This is a genomic window from Kitasatospora sp. NPDC054768, assembly GCF_053612025.1.
This window is the reverse complement of the sequence record NZ_JBSHBN010000069.1, coordinates 20,391-43,774: the sequence shown is the minus strand read 5'-3', so window position 1 is coordinate 43,774 and position 23,384 is coordinate 20,391. Positions and strand designations below refer to the sequence as shown.

Annotated in this window: 14 protein-coding genes; 12 read left to right on the top strand and 2 right to left on the bottom strand. The window is 74.4% G+C overall.

The window, feature by feature from the left end; translation table 11 throughout:
* Nucleotides 1-107: 107 nt before the first annotated feature.
* On the bottom strand, nt 108-1,100 hold the full coding sequence (locus ACWGKU_RS21465) for a LacI family DNA-binding transcriptional regulator (protein ID WP_452180152.1): 993 nt from the start codon (nt 1,098-1,100) through the stop codon (nt 108-110).
* 124 nt (nt 1,101-1,224) lie between these two features.
* Between ACWGKU_RS21465 and ACWGKU_RS21460 the strand changes: the two genes are divergently transcribed.
* The 5 genes from ACWGKU_RS21460 to ACWGKU_RS21440 all read left to right on the top strand — a co-directional run bounded on the left by ACWGKU_RS21460 (nt 1,225) and on the right by ACWGKU_RS21440 (nt 5,629).
* Nucleotides 1,225-2,163 (top strand): ribokinase, encoded by a 939-nt coding sequence (locus tag ACWGKU_RS21460; RefSeq protein WP_452180153.1) that lies wholly within the window; start codon nt 1,225-1,227, stop codon nt 2,161-2,163.
* A 100-nt stretch (nt 2,164-2,263) separates the two neighbouring features.
* Nucleotides 2,264-3,610, top strand: coding sequence for an NtaA/DmoA family FMN-dependent monooxygenase (locus ACWGKU_RS21455; RefSeq protein ID WP_359898438.1), 1,347 nt, complete (start codon nt 2,264-2,266; stop codon nt 3,608-3,610).
* Between the two features lie 31 nt (nt 3,611-3,641).
* Nucleotides 3,642-4,217, top strand: coding sequence for a flavin reductase family protein (locus ACWGKU_RS21450; protein WP_359898439.1), 576 nt, complete (start codon nt 3,642-3,644; stop codon nt 4,215-4,217).
* A complete protein-coding gene (locus ACWGKU_RS21445; protein WP_359898440.1) occupies nt 4,210-4,635 on the top strand; it encodes a riboflavin kinase in 426 nt (141 codons plus the stop codon). The genes ACWGKU_RS21450 and ACWGKU_RS21445 overlap by 8 nt, the downstream gene beginning before the upstream one ends.
* A 244-nt stretch (nt 4,636-4,879) precedes the next feature.
* Complete coding sequence (locus ACWGKU_RS21440; RefSeq protein ID WP_401056258.1) at nt 4,880-5,629, top strand: nicotinamide mononucleotide transporter family protein; 750 nt, start codon at nt 4,880-4,882, stop codon at nt 5,627-5,629.
* Nucleotides 5,630-5,739: 110 nt separating this feature from the next.
* On the opposite strand, the gene ACWGKU_RS21435 is transcribed toward ACWGKU_RS21440, so the two are convergent.
* Nucleotides 5,740-6,231, bottom strand: coding sequence for a DUF1269 domain-containing protein (locus tag ACWGKU_RS21435; RefSeq protein WP_401050699.1), 492 nt, complete (start codon nt 6,229-6,231; stop codon nt 5,740-5,742).
* Nucleotides 6,232-6,536: 305 nt separating this feature from the next.
* Here ACWGKU_RS21435 and ACWGKU_RS21430 point away from each other — a divergent pair, with 305 nt between their 5' ends.
* From ACWGKU_RS21430 to ACWGKU_RS21400, 7 genes are all read left to right on the top strand, one after another.
* Nucleotides 6,537-7,454: a polyphosphate kinase 2 family protein gene (locus tag ACWGKU_RS21430; protein ID WP_401050697.1), complete on the top strand. Its 918-nt coding sequence runs from the start codon at nt 6,537-6,539 to the stop codon at nt 7,452-7,454.
* A gap of 86 nt (nt 7,455-7,540) precedes the next feature.
* Nucleotides 7,541-10,306 carry a cation-translocating P-type ATPase gene (locus ACWGKU_RS21425; RefSeq protein ID WP_452180154.1) on the top strand — a complete coding sequence of 922 codons (2,766 nt, stop codon included), beginning with the start codon at nt 7,541-7,543 and terminating at the stop codon, nt 10,304-10,306.
* A gap of 28 nt (nt 10,307-10,334) precedes the next feature.
* Nucleotides 10,335-12,086 (top strand): SulP family inorganic anion transporter, encoded by a 1,752-nt coding sequence (locus tag ACWGKU_RS21420; protein WP_452180155.1) that lies wholly within the window; start codon nt 10,335-10,337, stop codon nt 12,084-12,086.
* A 192-nt stretch (nt 12,087-12,278) separates the two neighbouring features.
* A complete protein-coding gene (locus ACWGKU_RS21415; RefSeq protein WP_452191518.1) occupies nt 12,279-12,911 on the top strand; it encodes a hypothetical protein in 633 nt (210 codons plus the stop codon).
* 267 nt (nt 12,912-13,178) lie between these two features.
* A complete protein-coding gene (locus ACWGKU_RS21410) occupies nt 13,179-13,493 on the top strand; it encodes a trypco2 family protein (protein ID WP_401048788.1) in 315 nt (104 codons plus the stop codon).
* A 27-nt stretch (nt 13,494-13,520) separates the two neighbouring features.
* A complete protein-coding gene (locus ACWGKU_RS21405) occupies nt 13,521-16,817 on the top strand; it encodes a tetratricopeptide repeat protein (protein WP_452191517.1) in 3,297 nt (1,098 codons plus the stop codon).
* A 177-nt stretch (nt 16,818-16,994) separates the two neighbouring features.
* Nucleotides 16,995-23,300: a beta-ketoacyl synthase N-terminal-like domain-containing protein gene (locus ACWGKU_RS21400; protein ID WP_452179888.1), complete on the top strand. Its 6,306-nt coding sequence runs from the start codon at nt 16,995-16,997 to the stop codon at nt 23,298-23,300.
* The last annotated feature ends 84 nt before the right edge of the window (nt 23,301-23,384 follow it).

Sequence of the window (23,384 nt, the reverse complement as noted above, 5' to 3'; positions counted from 1 at the left end):
GACCTGAGTCCGCCCGGGGCCGGCCGTCGGCCGTTCCCGGCTCCCCGGGGCCGGGCATCAGGGGCCGGGCGCCGGGTGTGTTGGGTGTCAGGGAACAGGCGTCGGTGTCAGGCGTCGGCGTCGGTGGAGGAGCGCACCACCAGCTGCGGGGCGAAGCGCTCCACGCGCTCCGTCCGTTCGCGGGCGGGGGCCTGAAGGAGGGTCAGGGCGCGCTCGGCCATGGCGGTGAGCGGGTGGCGGATGGAGGTGATGGGCGGGTCGAGGAGTTCGAGCATCTCGGTGTCGTCGAAGCCGGTGACGGCGATCCGCCCGGGGACGGGGACCGACGAGCGCTGCAGCGTGCTGACGAGGCCGACCGCGAGGACGTCCGCGCCGCAGACGACGGCGTCGATCCCGGTGTGCCGCTCGGCGATGCGCCGGCCCGCGGTGCGGCCGGCGTCGGTGGTGAAGCTGGGCAGCAGGACGGTGGTGGCGTCGGCGCCGCGGGCCTCGGTGAAGGCGGCGAGGCGTTCCGCGCCGGAGGAGGAGGCCTGGTCGGCGGCGACCAGGGCGATCCGGTGGCGGCCGAGGCCTTCGAGGTGGTCGAGGAGCAGTCGCATCGCGGCGGTGTTGTCGAGGGTGACGGCCACCGTGCCGGAGCCGGTGGCCCAGCGGTCGAAGAGGACGACGGGGGTGCGTTCGGCGGCGGCCCGGACGGCGGGGCCGGAGGCGCCGGCGGAGACGGGGACGACGAGCAGTCCGTCGACCCGGCCGCCGAGCAGGGTCTCGATCTGCTCGGCCTCGACGGCGGTGTCGTTGGCGGCGTCGGAGACCACCAACTGCCCTCCGGCGGCGCGGACTTGCTGGGCGAGCGCGTCGGCGAGCTGGACGAAGTAGGGGTTGGCGAGCGAGGGGACGACCACGCCGATGGTGCCCGTGGTGCCGGTGCGCAGCGCCCGCGCGGAGTGGTTGATGCGGTAGCCGAGGCGCTGGGCGGCCTCCTCGACGCGGCGGGCGAGTTCGGGGTCGACGTTGCGCGGGGTGCCGGCCAGGACGCGTGAGGCGGTCGCGCGGGAGACGCCCGCGGCCGCGGCCACGTCGAGGAGTCGGGGCGCAGTCACGTGGGGCGGTCCTTCGCGGTCGGAGAGGGCTGGGCTGAGCTGGCGCAATGCGCAGCACGAGGGTACTTGACGGTTTCCGGGGGCTGGTCCACAGTGTGGGAGATCGATCTCCCAAGGAGTGCGGATGCCGCTCATCACCGTCGTCGGTTCGATCAACCGCGACCTCGTCCTGACCGTCGGGGACCTGCCGCGACCCGGCGAGACCGTGCTCGCGCGGGGCTTCGTGGAGGGCGTCGGCGGCAAGGGCGCCAACCAGGCCGTCGCGGCCGCCCGGCTCGGCTCGCGGGTGCGTCTGGTCGCCCGGGTCGGTACGGACGCCGCCCCCATCCTGCGGGCGCTCGCCGCCGAAGGGGTGGACGTCGGGGCGGTGCGCCCGGCACCGGAGAGCACCACCGGGATCGCCTCCGTGGTGGTCGACGGGGCCGGCGAGAACACCATCGTGGTCAACCCGGGCGCCAACGCCGCGCTGACGGTCGCGGACCTGCCGCGGCGGCTGGCCCGTTCGGCCGACGAGGTGGTCCTGGTGCAGCACGAGATCGCCGCCGAGGTGGTCGCCGCCGCCGTGCTGCGGGCCCGGGAACAGGGCGGCACGGTCGTCCTCAACCCGGCGCCGGCCCGGCCGGTCGCCCCGGAGGTGCTGTCCGCCGTCGACGTCCTGGTGCCCAACCTCGGTGAACTCGCCGCCCTGCTCGGCGCGGAGCCGCCGGCCGGCCCGGACGGCGCGCGCGAGCTGCTGGAACGGGCCGCGCTGCCCTGCCGGGCGGTCGTGGTGACGCTCGGCGCGGACGGGGCGCTGGTCAAACAGCCCGGCCGCCCGGCCGTGCACCTGCCGGCCCCCGTCGTGGACGCCGTCGACACCGTCGGCGCCGGCGACACCTTCTGCGGGGCCCTCGCCGACTCCCTCGCCCGGGGCGCCGACCTGCTCGCCGCCGCCCGACGCGCCGTCCGCGCGGCCTCATTGGCCGTGACCGGACTCGGCGCCCAGTCCTCCATGCCGTCCGCGGCGCAGCTCGACGCGGACGCCGCGGTCCTCGACGCCCCCACCGTCCCCGCGGCATCCTGACGGACCCCGCCGTCCCCCTGTTCCCCCCGCGTTTCCCCGTGCTGTGACGGACCCCAGGTCCCCCCACCCCCCGCATCACCCGTTCAACGGAGAACACCCCATGCGCAACCTCAAGCTCGGTCTGTTCGAGAACGCCCAGACCAACGCGAGCGGCACCGCCACCTGGCGCCACCCCGACAGCCGCCGGCACCTGTTCGACACCCTCGGGTACTGGCGCGAGATCGCGCAGGTCTGCGAGGACGCCAAGCTCGACTTCCTGTTCCTGGCCGACGCCTGGGGCTGGTCGGAGATCGACGGGGTGCGCCCGCCGATCGCCACCGAGGAGACCCTGGACCTGCCGCGCCTGGACCCGTTCGTGATCGCCTCGGCGCTGCTGGCGAGCACCACCGACCTGGGACTGGTGGTGACCGGCTCGGTGCTGGTGGAGCCGCCGTACGCCTTCGCCCGCCGGCTGGCCACCCTGGACCAGCTGTCCGGCGGCCGGCTCGGCTGGAACATCGTGACCACGGGCACCGCCGACACCGCGGTCAAGGCCTTCGGCATGGACATGGTGGCGCACGACGACCGGTACAAGATGGCCGAGGACTTCCTCGACCTGGTCTACAAGTACTGGGAGGGCGCCTGGGAGCCGGACGCCCTGGAGAAGGACAAGGGCGGCCGCTTCGCCGACCCGGCCAAGGTGCACCCGGTCGAGCACGAGGGCCCGTACTTCCGCTCGCACGGCTACGGCAACACCGCCCGCTCCCCGCAGGGCACCCCGGTGCTGTTCCAGGCCGGCGCCTCGCCGGCCGGGCGGCGGGTCGGCGGGCGGCACGGCGAGTGCATGTTCGTCGGCAGCGGCTCGGTGCGGCAGCTCGCCGGGCACACCGCGGCGATCCGCGAGGAGGCCGTGCGGGCGGGCCGCCGCGCCGACGAGGTCAAGGTGATGTCGGCGTTCTCCTGCGTGGTCGGCGCCACCACCGCGGACGCCGAGCGCCGCTGGCAGCGCGTCCTGGACGCCCAGCGCCCGGAGGTCACCGTCGCCAGCTACGCCATGTTCACCGGCCTCGACCTGTCCTCGTACGCGCCGGACACCCCGATGTCGGAGCTGTCCACCGAGATGTCGCAGACCCAGGTCGCCCGGTTCGCCGGCCGGACCGTCGGCGACGTGCTCGCCGACTGGCACACCCACGGTGTCGGCGCCCGCCCGGTGGTCGGCACCGCCGAGGAGATCGCCGACGAGATCTGCGCCCTGGCACAGGGCGCCGACCTGGACGGCTTCCTGCTCTCGCCGACCGTCCAGCCGGCCTCCACCACGGAGTTCGTCGAGTCGGTGCTGCCGATCCTGCGCGCCCGCGGCGTCTTCCGCGGCGCGTACGCGGACGGCGAGTCGCTGCGCGAGCGGCTCACCGGTGCGTCCGACCGGGCCCTGCCGGCCAGCCACCCGGCCGCGCAGTACCGGCACTGAACCCACTCGCGACGAGAGGACGGCGACGACCATGGTCACTCCCGCCCACCACCCGAACCCGCCCGCCGCCGCGTCCGCGCAGCCCCCGACCGCGGGGCGGCCGCACACGGAGCAGCCGACCGGGGCGGAGCCCAACGCCGCGGCGCTGCGCCAGGCGTTCGGGGCCTACCCGACCGGAGTGGTCGCGCTCGGCGCGCTGCGCGACGGCGAACCGGTCGGGCTCGCGGTGAGCTCCTTCGTGTCGATCTCGCTGGAGCCGCCGATGGTCGCGGTCAGCGTGGCCCGCACCTCGACCACCTGGCCCAGGCTGACACAGGCACCGGAGCTCGGGCTGAGCGTGCTCAGCCACGGTCAGGGCGCGCTCTGCCGGCGGCTCGCCTCCCGCGAGGGCGACCGCTTCGACGGCACCGGATGGCAGGCCACGCCGGAGGGCGCGGTGCTGATCCACGACGCGGCGCTGTGGCTGACCGCCCGGGTGAGCGCGGTGTACGACGGCGGCGACCACGAGATCGTCCTGATGGAGCTGCTCACCGTCGAGCTGTTCCCCGGAGTGGAGCCGCTGGTCTTCCACACCAGCCAGTTCCGTGAGCTCACCCCCCATGGCTGACGCCCCGACGACCCCCCTGTCCGGCACCGTGGTGCACGGTGCCGGCCGGGGGCGGGGGCTGGGCTTCCCCACCGCCAACATCGCCGCCGAGCCCGGCACACCCGTCCCTCCGCCCGCGATCTACAGCGGCTGGCTGGCCCGCCGCGCGACCGGCACCGTGCACCGCGCGACGATCAGCATCGGCACCAACCCCACCTTCTGCGACACCTCCGAGATCCACACCGAGGTGTACTGCCACGACGCCCCGGGCGACCTGTACGGCGAGCGCGTCGACCTGTGGTTCGTCGCCCGCATCCGGGACACCGAGAGGTTCGCCTCCGTCGACGAGCTGCTGCTCGCCGCCCGGGAGGACGTCCGCCGCTCCGAGGCCCTGCTGGACTCCGCGCACGGACGGCACGTCCTGGCCGCCCTGTCCTGACCCACCGGCACGGCCGTTCCCCCCTCCCGATCCACCGGCATCACGCTTCCCCGCTGTGATCCACCGGCACCGCCGTTCCCCACTCCTGATCCACCGGCACCGCCTTCACCTGCCGGCGCGCACACCCGCTCCCCACGCGGCCGCGCGCCCTGCGCCCCGAGCCCGGTCGGCCCCGCACCCCCCGCTTCGGCGGGGCCGACCGTCCCTTCCCCCACCTCGCTCCGCACGAACAAAGGTGTGAGTCATGAGCGCGTTCCACTGGTTGAACGAGCAGTTCGACTTCTTCGGTCTCCCCGTCTACTGGTCCGACTTCCTGGGCAACATCCTGGCGCTCGCCACCGTCTGGCTGGCCCTGCGGCGGTCCCTGGTGGCCTGGCCGGTGCAGATCCTCGGCTCGGTGCTGCTGCTGATCGCCAGCCTGAACGTGCACCTCGGCGGCAACGCCGCCCGACAGATCGTGATCATCGTCTCGGCGTCCTGGGGCTGGGCGACCTGGAAGCGCAGCCGCGAGCAGGAAGGCGCCATCAACGTCCGCTGGGCGTCGGGGCGGGAGCGCGCCGTGCTGATCGCCGCGATGGTGGCGGGGACGGCCGCGTTCGGCGCGGTGCTGAAGGGGACGGACGCCTCGTTCTACCCCGGAGCGCCGTGGTGGATGGTCCTCGCGGACGCCTGGATCTTCGTCGGCTCGATCCTCGCCATGTACAGCCAGGCCCGCCGCTACGTGGAGTTCTGGTTCGTCTGGCTGGCCGTCGACCTGGTGGGCGTGCCGCTCGCCGTCCACTCCGAGCTGTACTTCTCCGGCATCGTCTACGGGATCTTCTTCGTGATGGTGCTGCTCGGCATCCGCGACTGGGCGTCCCGCAGCAAGCCGCAGGAGATCGCCTCGCCGCTGGAGCCCGCCGTCCTGGTCGAGGGCCGGGACGAGGGCCGGGACGAGGACAGGGACGACGTCCGCCCGGGCGGCTCCGCCCCGCGGGTCGGGGCCGCCGACTGACCGTCGGGCCACCGCACCGCACTCCACCCCGTCCGCACTCCACCCCGTCCGCACTCCACCCCGTCCGCGGGCCGGCCCCACCCCGGGTCCGGCCCGCGTCGGCGGTCGCCTCACTCGCCCTCGGTGAACGTCTCGCGCAGCCGGGCCTCCTCGTCGGCCGAGAGGTTCGTCTCCAGGAGCTCGGCGTGCAGGCCCTCGAACGCCGACCTCACCGGGTCGAGCACGGCGTCGGAGCTGAGCACGAACAGGGCGGAGGTGCCGGGAGTGACCTTCTCCCGCAGTCGCTTGACGAAGTCCTCGTCGATGCCGACGTGGGCGAGGTGGCCCCCCAGCGCGCCGCCGGCCGCGCCCAGGGCCGCGCCGAGCACGGGCACGAAGAAGATCATTCCGAGGAGGAAGCCCCAGAAGGCGCCGCCCACGGCACCCATGCCGGTCATGTCGCTCAGATGGCGGGTCCTCGGCTTCCTGGCCCCTTCCGGCCAGGTGACCACCGCTCCGTCCTGGACCTTGATCAGCTCCTGGCGCCCCAGCCTCTTCAGGGTGGCGAGCGCCTCGTCGGCTCCGTTCGCGGTGGGAAAGCGCCATACCGTCAGGGTCGCCATCACGGCCTCCGATCGCGGGGGTACTGCACCGGCAGCCCCATCGTCGGCACGGGCCGCGGGCGCTGCCACACGCGGACGCCGGACGGGCGAACCGGCCGCGAGCGCCCCGGCCGGGCGGCGCGGGTGGGCCCGCTCCGGAAGGACACCGTCGGATTGACACGGCCGACCGGCGGCCACAGCGTGGCAGGTAGCACTCTTCCGTGCTGGTCGGTCCCGGTTTCCGCCGCGTCGAGGACGCCTGTGCGGACGGGGCGCTCGGCAGGCCTCCCGATGCCCGCCGGACCCGAGAGGAGCTGGTACAGGCGATGTCGGACGGACGGACGGCCAAACGCATTGCGAAGTTCATCAAGCCGCTGCGGGTGAAACCGGGGTCGCGGGTGGACCTCGCGGAGGACTTCGACCCCCGGTACAAGGCGGGCATGAAGAAGCGCGAGGGCGTCGAGCTGCTGCGCACCGGCGTGTCGCTGCTCTCGGAGTACCAGGCCCGGCTGGCGGCCCAGGACACCTACGGCGTGCTGCTCTGCCTCCAGGCGCTCGACGCCGGCGGCAAGGACGGAACGATCCGTCACGTCATGAGCGGGGTGAACCCGCAGGGCGTCCACGTGAGCAGCTTCAAGGTGCCCTCCACGGAGGAGCTCGACCACGACTTCCTGTGGCGGTACGCGCAGCGGCTCCCGGCGCGCGGGGACATCGGGATCTTCAACCGTTCGCACTACGAGGAGGTCCTCGTGGTGCGCGTCCACCCGGAGAACCTCGACCGGCAGAAGCTGCCGGAGGAGGCGAAGGGCCCCGGAGTCTGGCACCGCCGGTACCGGGAGATCAACGACTGGGAGCGCTACCTCACCGACAACGGGTTCAAGGTGGTGAAGATCTTCCTGAACCTCTCCAAGGAGGAGCAGCGCAAGCGCTTCCTGGCGCGGATCGACCTGCCCGAGAAGAACTGGAAGTTCTCCGAGGCCGACATCCGCGAGCGCGAGCGCTGGGACGACTACCAGGAGGCGTTCTCCGACATGCTGTCGGCCACGAGCACGCCGTGGGCACCCTGGTACGTCGTGCCGGCCGACCGCAAGTGGTTCGCGCGCATCTGCGCGGCGGCGGTGCTCGCGCACACGCTCATCGAGATCGATCCGCAGTTCCCCACGGTCGACGAGCGGATCCGCAAGGACCTGCGCGCGGCCAAGCGCCTGCTGGAGACGGAGGCCCCACGGGGCGTCCGCACGTGATCCGTCCGCACGTGATCCGTCCGTGGTGACGCGTCGGACCGACCGACGTCCAAGGGGGGACGTTCCCGGATCCCGAGGAGTGAAGAATGGCGGAGCAGGCTGGGCCGTCCGGCCCGCAGGAGTCCCCGGACCCGTGGTACGCGCGACCTCCCCGCGAGGTCGCGTCCTCGCTCGGGGTGGACCCGGCGACCGGGCTCAGCGCCGCCCGGGCGGCCGAACTGCTCGCCGCGAACGGGCCGAACGCGTTGCCCGAGGAGAAGGCGAGGCCCGACTGGCTGCGCTTCCTCGACCAGTACCGCAGCTACATGCAGATCATCCTGCTGGCGGCGGCGGTGGTCTCCCTGGCGATCAAGGAGTGGACCACCGGGATCCTGCTGATCGTCCTGACGCTGCTCAACGCGGTGGTCGGCCTGCGGCAGGAGGGCAAGGCCGAGAGCGCGATGAACGCGCTGAGGTCGATGATGAAGGCCACCGCGCGGGTGCGGCGGGACGGGACGGAGGCGCAGATCCCGGCCGAACAGCTGGTCGTGGGCGACGTGGTGCTCGTCCGGGCGGGCGACGAGGTCCCGGCGGACGGACGGATCGTCGAGGCCAGCGCGCTGCAGATCGACGAGTCGGCGCTGACCGGCGAGAGCGTCCCCGCCGCCAAGGACACCGGCCCCCTGCCGGCCGGGGCGCTGGGCCCGGGCGACCAGACCAACATGGCGTTCATGGACACCCCGGTCACCCACGGCAGCGGACTGCTCGTCATCACCGCGACGGGCTCCGGCACCGAACTGGGCAAGATCTCCGGGATGCTGTCGGCGACCGAGAAGGAGCAGTCGCCGCTCACCAGGGAGCTGAACACGCTGACGCTGTGGATCGCGGCGGCGGCCGGCCTGACCATGGTCGTGATGTTCGCGCTCGGCCGCAGCCGCGACCAGGCGTGGGACGCCCTCTTCGTCAGCGCGGTCTCGCTGGCCATCGCGGCCATCCCGGAGGCGCTGCCGACGGTCAGCCAGGTCATCCTCTCCGTCGGCAGCCTCAACCTGGCCAAGCGGCACGCGATCGTCAAGGAACTGCCGTCCGTCGAGACCCTCGGGTTCACCTCGGCCATCAACTCCGACAAGACCGGCACCCTGACGATGAACCAGATGACGGTCGTCGAGGTGCTCACCCCCGCCGACCGCTACACCGTCTCCGGCACCGGCTACCGCCTCGACGGGCGGATCCACCACGCCGCGGGCTCCGCCCCGGGCATCGAGGACGCCGTCCTGCCCCACCTGGTGGCCAACGACGCGAAACTGGTCGACGGCGAGGTCGTCGGCGACCCGACCGAGGGCGCGTTGCTCGTCCTCTGCCACAAGGCCGGGCTGGACATCGAGGCCACCCGGGAGCGCCTCCCCCGGCTCGCCACGCTGCCGTTCGACCCCACCTACAAGCTGATGGCCAGCTTCAACGAGGCGAAGGACGCGGACGGCCGGGCGGTGGTGCGGTGCTTCGTCAAGGGCGCGGCCCCCGCGGTCATGGCCCGGGCCTCCTCGGCCGACTCGAACGGCGTGGTCGTCCCCTGGGACGCGGAACTCGGCGGACGCGCCCAGGCGCAGACCGAGCGGATGGGCGGCGAAGGGCTGCGGGTGATGGCCGGGGCCGTCCGCGACCTGGACCCGGCGGACTTCGACCCGGACGGCGACCTGCTGGCGTTCGTCGAGGACCTGCGGATGACCAGCCTGGTGGCCATGGTCGACCCGCCGCGCGAGGAGTCACGGGCCGCGATCGCCAGCGCGCAGGCCGCCCACATCCGGGTCCGCATGGTGACGGGCGACGACGTCACCACCGGAGCGGCCATCGCCCGTCAACTCGGCATCGAGGGGGAGGCCGTCCTCGGCGCCGACTTCGCCGCCCTGCCGGAGCACGAGCGGCTGGCCCGGATCGACGGCATCGGAGTCCTCGGCCGGGTCGCGCCCGAGCACAAGGTGCTGCTCGCCGCCACGCTCAAGCGGAAGGGCGACGTGGTCGCCATGACCGGCGACGGCGTCAACGACGCGCCGGCGATCAAGGCCGCCGACATCGGCATCGCCATGGGCAGCGGCACCGACGCGGCGAAGAACGCGAGCCGCATGGTCCTCGCCGACGACAACTTCGCCACCATCGTGTACGCCGTCGAGGAGGGCCGGAAGCTCTACGACAACCTCACCAAGTACATCCGGTTCGTCCTGGTGCTGCTGGTGACGTTCGTGCTGACCTTCCTCGGCGCCGCGCTCCTGAACATCGCCGCCGGCGAGCCGTTCACCCCGGCGCAGGTCCTGTGGGTCCACTTCGTGGTCAACGCCCCCTTCGGCTTCGCCCTGGGCTTCGACCAGGAGAGCCCCGGCCTGATGCGGCGCACCCCGCGCCCGCGCGGCGAGACGGTGCTGACCGGGCCCGTGATGATCACCGTCGGGCTCGCCGGGCTGGCCGTCACGGTCGCCCTGCTCGGGCTGACCAAGCTGGGCGAGGCGCACTACCACAGCGCGCCCCTCGGCAACTCGATCGCGTTCACCGCCTTCGCCCTCTGCCTGATCGTGGCGGCCTACGAGTGCCGCAGCGAGCGCGGCTCCGCGCTGACCGTCCGCACCTTCGACAGCAAGCAGATGAACCTGGCGGCCCTCGGCGAGTTCGCCCTGGCGGTGCTGGTCACCCAGATGGACGCCTTCCACCGCCTCCTCGGGACCACCGACCTCACCGCCCGGCAGTTCGGCTGGGCCCTGCTGGCCGCCGTCGCGCTCCTGCTGCTGTGGGAACTGGGCAAGTTCGTCGCCCGCAGAGTGTCCGGCGCCGGCGGCGGGGCGGCGGCCGGCCGCGGCGCCGCGACGGCCGGCCCCCGTCCGTGACGGCGTTGCGGAGCCCTTGAGGAGATCCATGGCCGCCGGTGCTCCCCCCGACCGACGACGGCACCGCTTCGTGCCCGCCCTGCCGGGACTGACGGTGCTCCGCTCCTACCGGCGCGACTGGCTGCGGGGCGACCTGGTGGCCGGTGCCACGGTGGTGGCCTACCTGGTGCCCCAGGTCATGGCGTACGGGAGCGTGGCGGGGCTGCCGCCGGTCACCGGGCTGTGGGCCATCCTGCCCGCGATCGTGCTGTACGCCCTGGTCGGCTCGTCCCGGCTGCTCTCGGTCGGGCCCGAGTCGACCACGGCGCTGATGACCGCCACCGTGATCGGGCCGCTGGCCGGCGGCGACACCGCCCGCTACGCCGTCCTGGCCGCGAGCCTGGCCGTGGTGGTCGGCCTGCTGTGCGTGCTGGCCTGGCTGGCCAGGCTCGGCTTCGTCGCCGACCTGCTCTCCCGACCGGTGCTGATCGGCTACCTCGCCGGCGTGGCACTGATCATGATCGTGGACCAGCTGTCCAAGCTCACCGGGATCGACGTGCGGGGGGAGGGGTTCTTCCCGCAGCTGACGTCGTTCGCGTCGAACCTCACCGAGGCCCACCTGCCGACGGTCGCCTTCAGCGCCGCCACCCTGCTCTTCCTCCTCCTGGCGGCCCGCTTCCTCCCGCGCCTGCCCGGCCCGCTGCTGGCCGTCGTGCTCGGCACCGCGATCTCGGCCGCGTTCTCGCTCAAGGACCACGGCCTCGCGGTGATCGGCGAGATCCCGGCCGGGCTGCCCCGTCCCGTGCTGCCGGACCTCACCGAGCTGAACCGGCTGCTGCTGCCGGCGCTGGGGATCCTCCTGGTCGGCTACACCGACTTCATCCTCACCGCGCGCGCCTTCGAGGGATCGGGGGAGGAACGGCGGCTGGACGCCAACCAGGAACTGCTGGGCCTCGGCGCGGTCAACCTCGGCGCGGGCTTCTTCCAGGGCTTCCCGGTGAGCAGTAGCGCCAGCCGTACCGCGCTCGCCGAGTCGGCCGGAGGACGTACCCAGCTGTACGCGCTCACGGCCGGCCTCGGTGTGGTCGCCGTGCTGCTGTTCCTCAGCCCGTTGCTGCACGACACCCCGGACGCCGTGCTCGGGGCCCTGGTCGTGTTCGCCGCACTCCGGATGATCGACCTCGCCGGTTTCCGCCGGCTGGCCTCCTTCCGGAGCCGTGAACTGCTGCTGGCGCTCGGATGCATGGTCGGCGTGCTGACCCTGGACATCCTCTACGGCGTCCTGGTCGCGGTGGGACTGTCGGTGATCGAGCTGCTCAGCCGGGTCGCGCGGCCGCACGACGCGGTGCTCGGCCTGGTGCCGGGCGTGGCCGGGATGCACGACGTCGACGACTACCCCGAGGCGCGGACCGTCCCCGGACTGCTCGTCTACCGCTACGACTCCCCGCTGTTCTTCGCCAACGCGGAGAACCTGCGGCGCCGGGCGCTCGCCGCCCTGGCCGAACAGCCGGAGCCGGTACGGTGGTTCGTCCTCAACACCGAGGCGAACGTCGAGGTGGACATCACCGCGCTGGACTCGCTGGACGCCCTGCGCCTCGAACTCGAAGCCCGCGGCATCGTGTTCGCCCTGGCCCGGGTCAAGCAGGACCTGCGCGACGAACTCGACGCCTACGGCCTGAGCGAGTCCGTCGGCGCCGACCGGATCTTCCCCACCCTGCCCACGGCGGTGGCCGCCTACCGCTCCTGGGCGGGGGGTGAGGGCCCCTCGGACGGTGCACCGGACGGCGCACCGCCCGCGTGAGGCGCTGCTCCCCGGGCGACCGGCGCCGTCCGCCGCGGTCTGCCGGCCGGGATCCGTCCCGCTGAACGGAAGGCGCGGGCCGCCGGGTTCAGACCGGACGCGGGCGGATCGAACCCCGGAGGGTGCGCTGTCCGTGCTATCGGCTGGGGACGGTCGGCAGCCGGCCCGGAGCACGGACGAGGGAGGACAGCGATGGCCTGGTACCAGGGGTCGAGCCGGATCACGGTGACGGCGGTGGAGGGACGGCTTCCGCAGCGGGCGGTGGTGACCGTCCGGGGCGCCGCTCCGGTGGAGATCCCGGGCGAGGTCGGAGCCGTCCACCACGTCGAGGCGGAGCGCTGGCAGCTCGACCTGGAGCACCGGGACCAGGGCGAGTGGTGCCCCAACATCCGTGCGGTGCAGGGCCGGTGGCAGGAGATCCGGGGCGTGCTGACGCAGGTCGTGCACAGCCGCAACCGCGACCTGGCCGGCGACCGACAGGACCGCAACCTGGTGCTGCGGATCGAGCGGGTCGCGCCGGCCGGCGACGACCCGTCGATCGCCCCCGCCGCCCCGGCCGCGCGCCGGACCGGCGCGGCGCACCTCGCTCCGGCGGTCCCGGCCCCGGCGCCGCGTACCTCGGCCGGGACGACGAGCGGCAGCTCGGGCAGCTCGGGCAGCTCGTCGCCGGGCGTGCGGGCGACCACCTCGGGCGCCGGGTCGGACTTCCTGCGGCCCGCCGCCGCTCCGGGCAGCCGGGTCACCGGCACGAGCGGGACGAGCGGGACGAGCGGGACGACCGCCCCCGCCCGGACGACCACCACGGCAGGCTCCTGGAACGGCTGACCGGGCCCGCTCCCAGCGCCGGCGCACCCCGGCCGTCAGCCGTCGGCCGCCCCTCACCTGCCCCGTGACGTCGGCGACGTCGAACTCCGGGGGGCCTGGCCGCCCCGCCCCCGTCGCGCGCCGGGGGCGGGAGCGCGCGGTGGCGTGAACCGATGTCAAAAACTCCGTACAGTACGGCAGTTGTGTGTTGCGACCGGACGGTGACGGGTATCACTCGACCGGGCGGTGAAGGCCGGCCGGAGGAACGTTCTGCATCGGGGGAGGAACGTGGACGCGGCGTGGACCGGTCTTGCCGAAGCGATCCAGCAGTTGCGCGCCGAACTGGATGCGGCGACAGCCGAGGGCGAGGGGAAGCGGCTCCGGTTCGAACTGGGCCAGATCGAGCTGGAGTTCCAGGTGGAGCTCAAGCGGACCGGGTCGGCGGACGGGGGCCTGCGCTGGGGCATCGTGTCGGCCGGGGCGAAGGGGGAGCTGGCCCACGGTTCGGGTCAGCGGATCAAGCTCGTGCTCCAGCCGACCGACACCGCGACCGGCCGGGCAGCGGAGGTCGCCTCCCGCTGGACCGACCCCGAACTCGGGTGACGCGCCGGAGAGTCGGGGGCTTGCTGAATGGATCGCTGCCGGGTCGTCGAGGTGCTGTCCGAACAGTCCAGGGGGAGCGGCTATCTGGTCGCCGACCGGCTGGTGCTGACCGCCGCCCACGTCCTGAGGTCGGGTGAGGTCTTCACCGCCGAGCCCCGGGTGCAGGCCCTGGACGGCGAACGGCCGGTACGGGCCCGGACGCGGTGGATCCGCTACGACGGGCCGGAGGAGGGCGTCGACGCGGCGCTGCTGGAGATCGTCGACCCGCGGTGGGTGCCGCCGTCGGCGCCGGTTCCGGTCGTGTGGGCACGGATCGCGGACGTCGAGCCCGGCCACCGGGTGCAGGTCGGCGGTTTCCCCGACGCGATGGCGGGCCGCCGGCGGGACGTGGACCAGGTGCTCGCGACGGTGAACCCGCTCAGCGGGGCCCGCTCCGGACGGCTCCAGCTCACCGTGGCGTCCGCGCCGATCCAGACGAGGGACGGACGGTCGGGCTGGGCGGGCATCTCGGGCGGGCCGGTCTGCACCGTGGCCCGCGACGGCGCCCCGTCGGCCCTGCTCGCCGTGGTCGTGGTGGACCCGCTGCGCTACTCGGACCGGCTGGCCGCTGTTCCGGTCGACGCCGTTCTGGCGGACGCCGCCGTGGCCGAAATCCTTCGCCGACATGGCCTGGCCGACATCAACGTGTCATCGTATTCGGGTACTGACCATTCGTCAGCCATCCGATCGACACTGGCGGCAGCCATGCGAACCCTTCCCCGAGACCTCTCCGCCTTCGTCGGCCGGGACCGCGAACTCGCCCGGCTGAGCAACGCGGTCATCGGGGCGAGCGGCGCCGGGAGGGTCATCGACATCCACGCCATCGGCGGCATGCCGGGCGTCGGCAAGACCGCGCTCGCCGTCCACCTCGGCCACCGGCTGGCCGACCGCTTCCCGGACGGACAGCTGTTCCTGCCCCTGCACGGGCACACCCCCGGACAGTCCCCGGTGGATCCGGCCGATGGGCTGGTCGCCCTGCTGTCGGCCAGCGGCGTGTCGCCCGAGCTGATCCCCGGCGGCCCCGACCGCCAGTCCACAATCGACGCCCGGGCCGTCCTGTGGCGGGACAGGATGGCCTCGAAGCGCGTCCTGCTCGTCCTCGACGACGCGGTCGACCACCGTCAGGTCGAGCCGCTGCTGCCCAACGCGGCCGAGTCCCTGGTGCTGATCACCAGCCGGCGCCGGCTCGCGGCGCTGCCGGACACGGTGGTGCTGTCCCTCGACATCCTGGACGAGTCGACGGCCGTCGAGATGCTCTGTGGGCGCTCGGGACGGACGGCGGAGGGGGCGGAGGCCGCCGCCGCGGCGGCTGTCGTCGAACATTGCGGCCGGCTGCCGCTGGCGGTCGGCCTGGTCGCCGGCCGCCTGCGCAACCACCCCAGCTGGTCCTTCGCCCACCTCGCCGCCGACCTGGGCAGGGCCAGACGGCGGCTCTCCCGGCTGCGCGCCGGCAACGTGGCCGTCGCGGCGGCGTTCGAACTCTCCTACCGGGAACTGCCCGAGGACCGCCAGACACTCTTCCGCCGGCTCAGCCTGAACCCGGGCACCGAGTGCGACGCCGAGATCGCCGCCGCACTGCACGGCAGCGACCCCGACGACGCGGCCGACGAACTGGAGTACCTGTACGACGACCACATGCTCATCGAGTCCGCGCCCGGCCGCTACCGGATGCACGACCTCGTCCGGGAGTACGCGGGCCTGCTCACCGACGAGGACGACCCGGCCGACCGGGACGCGGCACGGGAGCGGCTGTTCGCGTTCCTGGAGGAACGCGCCGTGGCCGCCGGCGCCGCCATCGCGCCCGGAGCGGCGCCCGGGGGCGCGGACGCGGTCCGCGAGGCCCAGGCGGCCCGGGACTGGCTGGACACCGAGATCGCGAACCTGCTGGCCTGCGCCCGGTACTGCGCCGACCACGGCCACCCCGAGCGCGTCGTCGTCCTGGCCCGGGCGCTCAGCGGGTTCCTGCGGTTCGTCGGTCCCTGGGACCAGGCCGTCGCCCTGCACTCGGCGGCGGCCGAGTGCGCCCGGCAGTCGGCACAGCCGACCCTCCAGATCGAGGCCCTCACCAACCTCGCCCTGGTGCGGCGGCTGGGCGGCGACTACCGGGGCGCGGCGGAGGATCTGGGCGCCGGGAGGGGGGTCGCCCTGGTCGTGGGCGACGGCCGGCTCGAAGCGCGGGTGCTGAACGACCTCGGCGCGGTCCACGGTCAGACCGGCGACTACCCGGCCACCATCGCCGCCCACGACGAGGCCGTGCCGATCTTCCGCGAGAACGGGGACCGCGCGGGCGAGGCCAGCGCCCTCAACTACCTCGGCGTGGCCCACCGCCTGGTCGGCCGCTACGACGAGGCCACGGCGGAACTCGCCCGCTCCGCCGAACTCTTCCACGACCTCGGCGACCGGCGGGGCGAGGCCGTGGCCCTCGCCAACCTCGGGATCGTTCACCGCCAGACCGGCCGCTACGACTCCGGGACCCGCCTCGTCGAACAGGCCCTCGCGCTCTCCCGCGGGATCCGCGACCGCCGCGGCAGCACCTACATCATCCACGCCCTCGGCGTGCTGCGGTCGTTGACCGGCCGGGCCGACGAGGCGCTCGACCTGCAGAACGAGGCACTGCAGATCGCGCGCGAGCTGGGCGACCGCCGCGGCCAGGTCTACAGCCTCAACTACCTGGGGGCGGTGCACCGGTCCATGGGCAATCCGGCCGCCGCCGCCCGGGCGCACCAGGAGGCCTTGGACCTCGCCCGGGAACTGGGCGACCGGCGGGCCCAGTCGCACGCGCTGCGCCACCTCAGCGCGGCCCACCGGCTCCAGGGCGAACTCTTCCCGGCCGGCACCGCGGCGGAGGGCTCCCTGCTCATCGCGGAGGAACTGGGCGACCGGCGAGGGCAGGGGAACACCCTCCGGACCCGGGCCGAGGTCCGACTGGCCTCGGGCGAGCGCGAACTCGCGGCCCGCGACCTCGACGACGCGCTCGACCTGGCGCGGGCCATCGGCGACCGGCACGGCGAGGCGCAGACCCTCAACGCCCGGGGCGGACTGCGGCGTCCGTCGCACCCCGCGTCCGCGCTGGCCGACCACGAGTCGGCCCTGGCACTGGCCCGCGAACTGGGAAACCCGCGCCAGACGGGCGCGGCCCTGCTCGGCGCCGGCCGGTGCGAGCGCGACCTGGGTCGGGTCGACGCGGCCGAGAGACGCCTGCGCGAGGCCTTGGCGGTGTACGAGAGCCTCGGCGCCCGGGAGGCGCCGTCGGTCGCGGCCGAACTCGCCGGCCTGCGGGCCTGATCGGGCAGCGGGCCCGGCGGCTTCGCCGTCCCGCAACTCGTCGTGGTGGTCGCCGGGAGACACGGGCTCGGTGTGCGCAGTGACCGGGGCTCCGAATTCGCTACGGTGAACACCGTTGGCGCGTCACCGGGTTACCGCGTGACGGAGTGGCCACGTGACCGACCGCAGGGGTGCAAGGTGCATGAACTGATCCTCCGTCACGCAGCGGAGCGCGGGGCCAGGGCCGCCTTCGCCGATGCCGACGGCACGGTGGACTACGGCGAACTCGCCCGCCGCACCGCCCGGGTGGCCGGCAACCTGCGGGTCGGTCGCGGCGGCCGGGTGGCGCTGTGCCTGTCCGGCGGGGTGCCCGCCGTCGCGGCCACCCTCGGCGTCGCCCGCGCGGCCGCCGTCGGCGTCCTGCTCGACCCGCGAAGCGGCGAGGACGACCTCCGGTTCCGGGTGGAGGACAGCGGCGCCGAGGTGGTGGTCACCGACCGCGAGCACCTGGCGCGGGTCCGGCGGGTGGCCGGAGCCCGGGTGGTGACCGTCGACGAGCTGCTCGGGGCCACCCGTACGCCGCCACGGGACGACCTCGGAGCGGACGAGCCCGCCTGGCTGCACTACACGTCGGGGACCGGCGGGGACCCGAAGGGCGTGCTGTCGGCGCAGGGGCCCTGGCTGCGGTCGGCCGATCTCGCCTACCGGGGACTGCTGGGCATGTCCGGCGACGACCACCTGCTCTGGCCGCTGCCGCTGTTCCACGCGTTCGGGCACTCGATGTGCGTGGTGGGCGTGCTGGCCCTGGGCGCGAGCGCCTACGTGATGGACCGTTTCACCGCGGACCGGGCGGCCGCCCTGCTGCGCCGGACGCCGTTCACGGCCCTGGGCGGCGTCCCGACGGTCTTCACCCAGCTCCTGGACGCCGGGGCGCCGCTGCCGCCGCGCTGCCTGTCCGCCGGCGCCCCGCTGCCGGAGGAGCTGCGGGCCCGGTTCCGCCGGACGTTCGGGCGTGAGCTGCACGACGGCTACGGCAGCACCGAGGCGTCCGGAAAGATCGCCGTCGACGGCGTCGTGCTGCCCGGAATCGACACCCGGTTCGTCGACGGTGAGCTCCGGTTGCGGATGCCCGGCGCCGACGGGTGGCACGCGACCGGGGACCTCGGCCACGAGGAGGACGGCCGGCTGGTGGTGACCGGGCGGGCGAGCGACGTGATCATCCGGGGCGGCGAGAACGTCCACCCGGCCGAGATCGAGCAGATCGTGGCCCGCTGCCCCGGCGTCCGGGACGTGGCCGTGGCGGGAGAGCCCGACGCGGTGCTCGGCGAGGTGCCGGTCGCCTACGTGGTGGGTGACGCCGATCCGGCGGCGCTCCTGGCCTTCTGCCGCGGCCTGCTGCCACCGCACCGGGTGCCGCAGGAGATCCGCGCCGTCAGCCGGATCCCGCAGACCTCCTCGGGCAAACCGGCGCGGCGGCGGCTCCGCCACCAGTACCTGCTCGACGTGGTCCGACGGGAGACCGCGGGGATCACCGGCCGGCCACCCGGGGCGGACCAGCCGTTCGCCGAAGCCGGTCTGGACTCGCTCGGCACCGTACGACTGCGGGACCGGCTGGGTGCGGACCTGGGCGTCGCCCTGCCGCCGTCCCTGGTGTTCGACCACCCCACGCCCCGCGCGGTGGCCGACTACCTCACGGGCGCGGCCGCCGGCCCGCCACCGCCCGCCCGCAGGGCCACGGCCACCGAGCCGGTCGCGATCGTGGGCATGGCCTGCCGCTACCCCGGCGGGATCAGCAGCCCCGAGGACCTCTGGCGCGTGGTCGCCGCCGGCCGGGACACGATCACGGAGTTCCCCACCGACCGGGGCTGGCCCCTGGACGACCTGTTCCACCCCGACCCCGACCACATCGGCACCAGCTACGTCACCCGCGGCGGCTTCCTCAAGGACGCGGCCGACTTCGACGCGGCGTTCTTCCGCATGTCGCCGCGCGAGGCCCTGGCCACCGACCCGCAGCAGCGACTGCTGCTGGAGACGGCCTGGGAGGCGTTCGAACGGACGGGCATCGCGCCCGAATCGCTGCGCGGCAGCAACACCGGCGTCTTCGTCGGCCTGATGTACAACGACTACGCCGGCCGCTTCCGGGGCAGCGCCCACCAGCTCCAGGCCCAGCTCGCCCTGGGCGCCGCGGGCAGCGTGGCCTCGGGGCGGATCGCCTACAACCTGGGCCTGCACGGCCCGGCGCTCACCCTGGACACCGCCTGCTCCTCCTCGCTGGTCGCCATGCACCTCGCGGCGGACTCCCTGCGCGACGGCCGGTGCGACCTGGCCCTGGCGGGCGGCGCGACCGTCATGGCCACGCCGGACAGCTTCGTCGTGTTCAGCCGGCAGCGCGGCCTGGCCCCGGACGGACGGGTCAAGCCGTTCTCCGCCGCCGCCGACGGCACCGCCTGGTCGGAGGGGGTGGGACTGCTGGTCCTGGAGCGGGTGTCCGACGCGCTGCGCAACGGTCACCCGATCCTGGCCCTGCTGCGCGGCTCCGCGGTCAACCAGGACGGGGCGTCGAACGGCCTCACGGCGCCCAGCGGCCCCGCGCAGGCGGCCGTGATCCAGCAGGCGCTGGCCGATGCCGGGCTGACCGGCGCCGACGTGGACGTGGTCGAGGCCCACGGAACCGGCACCGCCCTGGGCGACCCGATCGAGGCGGCCGCGCTGCTCGCCACCTACGGCCAGGACCGGGACCGGTCGGCGCCGCTCCTGGTCGGTACGGTCAAGTCCAACCTCGGGCACACCCAGGCGGCGGCCGGGGTCGCCGGCGTGATCAAGACCGTGATGGCGATGCGGCACCGCACCGTGCCCGCCACGCTGCACGTCGACGAGCCCAGCCCGCACGTCGACTGGTCCGCCGGGGCCGTCCGGCTGGTCACCGAGCCGACGCCCTGGCCGACGGGCCGGCCGGCGTCCCGCTCGGTGGGCCGATCGGCGTCCCGGTCGGCGTCCCGGCCGACGCAGAACCGTCCGCGCCGGGCCGCGGTGTCGGCCTTCGGGATCTCGGGGACCAACGCGCATGTGATCGTCGAGGAGTACGAGCAGCTGCGCGTGGCGTTCCTGTTCCCCGGGCAGGGGGCGCGGCGGCGCGGGACGACCCGGGACCTGGCGGCCGAGTACCCGGTGTTCGCCGCCGCGTTCGAGGAGGTGCGCGCCCAGCTGGATCCGGTGCTGAACACGACACCGGACCCGGCGCACCGGACGGACCTCGCCGGGGCGGCCCTGTTCGCCCACGAGGTGGCGCTGTTCCGCCTGTTGGAGTCCTGGGGGTACCGCCCGGACGCGCTGATCGGGCACGGCGCCGGGCAGATCGCGGCGGCTCACGTGGCCGGCGTCCTGTCCCTGCCCGACGCGGCGAGGCTGCTCGCCGCCCGTGGGCCGGAGGAGTTCGCGGAGACGGCACGCAGCCTGACGTACCGCCCGCCGCTCGTTCCGGTCATCGGCGCCCGCCCGGACGATCCGGAGCACTGGGTGCGGCGCCGGCACGAGACGGTCGGCCTCGCCGAGCAGGTGGCCGCGGTCGACGGCGTCACCCTCGTCGACCTGGGCCCGGGCGTCGGGGACAGGGAGGGCGCCGAGGGCATCGAGGGCATCGAGGGCGTCATCCCCACCACCGACCCCGAGCGGACGGCGGCCCGGCTGCGGGGCACCCGCGCCTTCCAGCGCCGGCGCTACTGGCTCGACCGCGCCGCCGAGCACCCCCTGATCGAGTCGACCGTCGTCGTGCCCGGTTCCGGGGAGGTGGTGTGCACCGCCGACCTCACCCCCGGGTGGCTGCTCGACCACGTCGTCGACGGAACGGCGGTCGTGCCCGCCACGGCGATCCTGGAACTGGTGCTGTACGCGGGGGAGCGGGCCGGCTGCGGCACCGTCGACGACCTGGTCCTGCACACGGTGATGCGCCTGCCGGAGACTCGGCGCGCCGAGATCGTCGTACGTCCCGGGACCGACGGCGTACGGCCGTTCGAGGTGCACGCGAACGGCGTCCTCTGTGCCAGCGGCCGGCTGGACTCCCGCCCCGCGCCGCCGGTGGACATCGGCCCGTGGCCCCCGCCGGACGCCGAGGAGCTCGACGTCGACCACGCCGAGTACGGACCGGCGTTCCGCGGGCTGTCCAGGGTGTGGCGCCGCGGTGACGAGCTCTTCGGCGAGGTGCGCGGGGACTTCCCGGACGCGGGGCGCTTCGCGCTCCACCCCGCCCTGCTCGACGCGGCGCTGCACCCGGCGCGGCTGCTCGGCGGGGGAGTGCCGTTCGCCCTGCGCGGGGTGCACCTGCTGGCGCGGGGGGCCACGGGGCTGCGGGTCCGCATCCGCGACGGGCGGATCGCCGTCGCCGACCAGGAGGGCCGGCCGGTGGCCTGCGTCGAATCACTCACCGTGCGCGCGCTCGGACCCCGTTCGACGAGTACCCCTTCGGCCGACACCCGTCCCTCCGGAACCGGTCCGGCCGACACCCGTCCCTCCGGAACCGGTCCGGCCGACACCCGTCCCTCCGGAACCGGTCCGGCCGACACCCGTCCGATCGGTACCCGCTCGACCGGCCACCTCGTGCCGGGGTCCGGCCGGGGCGCGCTGTTCCGCCCGGAGTGGCAGCGGACCCCGGGCCGGCCGCGCGGTCGGGTCCACGAGGTGCGGCCCGGCGACGCCCCCGCCGCCCTGGCGCTCGCACTGCGGGAACTGCAGGCCGACCACGAGCACCTCACCGTCCTGGTACGGCCGGGAGATCCGGCGGGCGCGGCGGTGGCCGGCCTGGTGCGGGTCGCGCAGACGGAGCACCCGGGCCGGTTCACCCTGGCCGAAATCGGCGACGGGCAGACCGACATGGTGGCCGAACGCGCGAACCTGGTCCCCGTGCCGGGCGGCACCTTCACCTGGCGCGGCACCGTCCTGGTCACCGGGGGCGGCGCACTGGGCCGGGCGGTCGCCGAGCACCTGAGGGGCAGGGGAGTGCGCGTCGTCGTCGCCGGCCGCAGTGGCGAGACACGCCTGGACGTCACCGACCGGGCGGCGCTGACCGCACTGGTCGACTCCATCGAGGACCTGCGGGCCGTCGTGCACACCGCCGGAGTGCTCGACGACGGCATCCTGACGTCGATGACCCCGGCCCGCCTGGCGACGGTGTGGCGCCCCAAGGCCGAAGCCGCCTGGCAGCTGCACGAGTTGACCGCACAGCGGGACCTGGACGCCTTCGTGCTGTTCTCCTCGGCGGCCGGTGTGCTCGGCCACGCCGGGCAGGCCAACTACGCGGCGGCCAACAGCTCTCTCGACGAACTCGCCCGCCACCGGCGGCGGTTGGGACTCCCCGCGCTCTCCCTGGCCTGGGGACCCTGGACGATCGGCATGATGGCCGACCGGACGGCCGCCGCCGGCCTGCTGCCCCTCGCGCCAGCCGAGGGCCTGGCACTCCTGGAGGCGGCACTGGGCACCGACGAACCCGTCCTGGTACCGATCGCCTTCGACCACCCGAACGGTCCGACCGAGCCCACCTACCCCAACCAGCCCCACCACCCGCACCGTCCGGAACCGCGGAGCACACCGGAACCGACCCCGCCGGCCAGCACGCTGGAGATGGTGCGCGCCGAGGTCGCCGCCGTCCTCAGCTACCCGGACGTGGACCCGGACACCCCGATCCCCGACCTCGGCTTCGACTCGCTGACCTCCATCGAACTGCGCAACCGACTGGAGGAACGGACCGGCCTGCGCCTCCCCGCCACGGTGGTGTTCGACGCCGCCACGCCGAGGGCCCTCGCCGAGCAGCTGCGCCCACCGCCGGCCCCGGGGACGCTCACCTTCCTGTACCGCAAACTGTGCGAGCTGGGCCGGCCCCGGGAGGCCATGCACCTGCTCGTCTCCGCCTCCTGGGCGCTGCCGTCGGCGGCGACCCTCCCGTCCGTCGCCCCGCAGCGGCTCAGCGCCGGCGAAGGCCCGGCCGTCGTCTGCTTCCCCGCCCTCACCTCTCCCCCCGGGGAGTACGCCCTCCTCGCCCGGCACCTGCCCGGCCTGTGGCTGCTCCCGCACCCGGGGTACGACGGCGGTCCCGTCCCCGAGGACGTGGAGAGCCTCGTCCGGACCCACGCCGCCTCGATCGGGCGACTCGACCGCCCGGTCGTGCTCCTGGGCCGCTCCACCGGCGGGCTGGTCGCCCAAGCCGTCGCGGAACGCGTCGGCGCCGAGGCGGTGGTCCTGCTCGACACCCTCCCCGTCCGCGACGAGGGCCGACTCGCCGAACTGGCCGTCCGCAGCGCCACCAGGCTCGACGAGCCCGCCCTCGCCGCCATGGGCGCCTACGCCCGCATCTTCCTCGACCGCCAGGAGCCGGAGCCGGCCGTCCCGACCCTGCACCTGCGCGCCGGCGACGTACCGGGCGACCACTACTCCATCCTCGACGAACACGTGAGCACGACGGCGAAGGCCGTCCGGGAGTGGCTCGCCCGGACCCTGCCGACCGAGCCGGAATGACCGGACGCCCGTCGGCATGCAGCCCCGGACCGAGCCGAACCCCGCCGAACCGACCCGGACCCGGGCCGGCCTGAACCCGGCCCG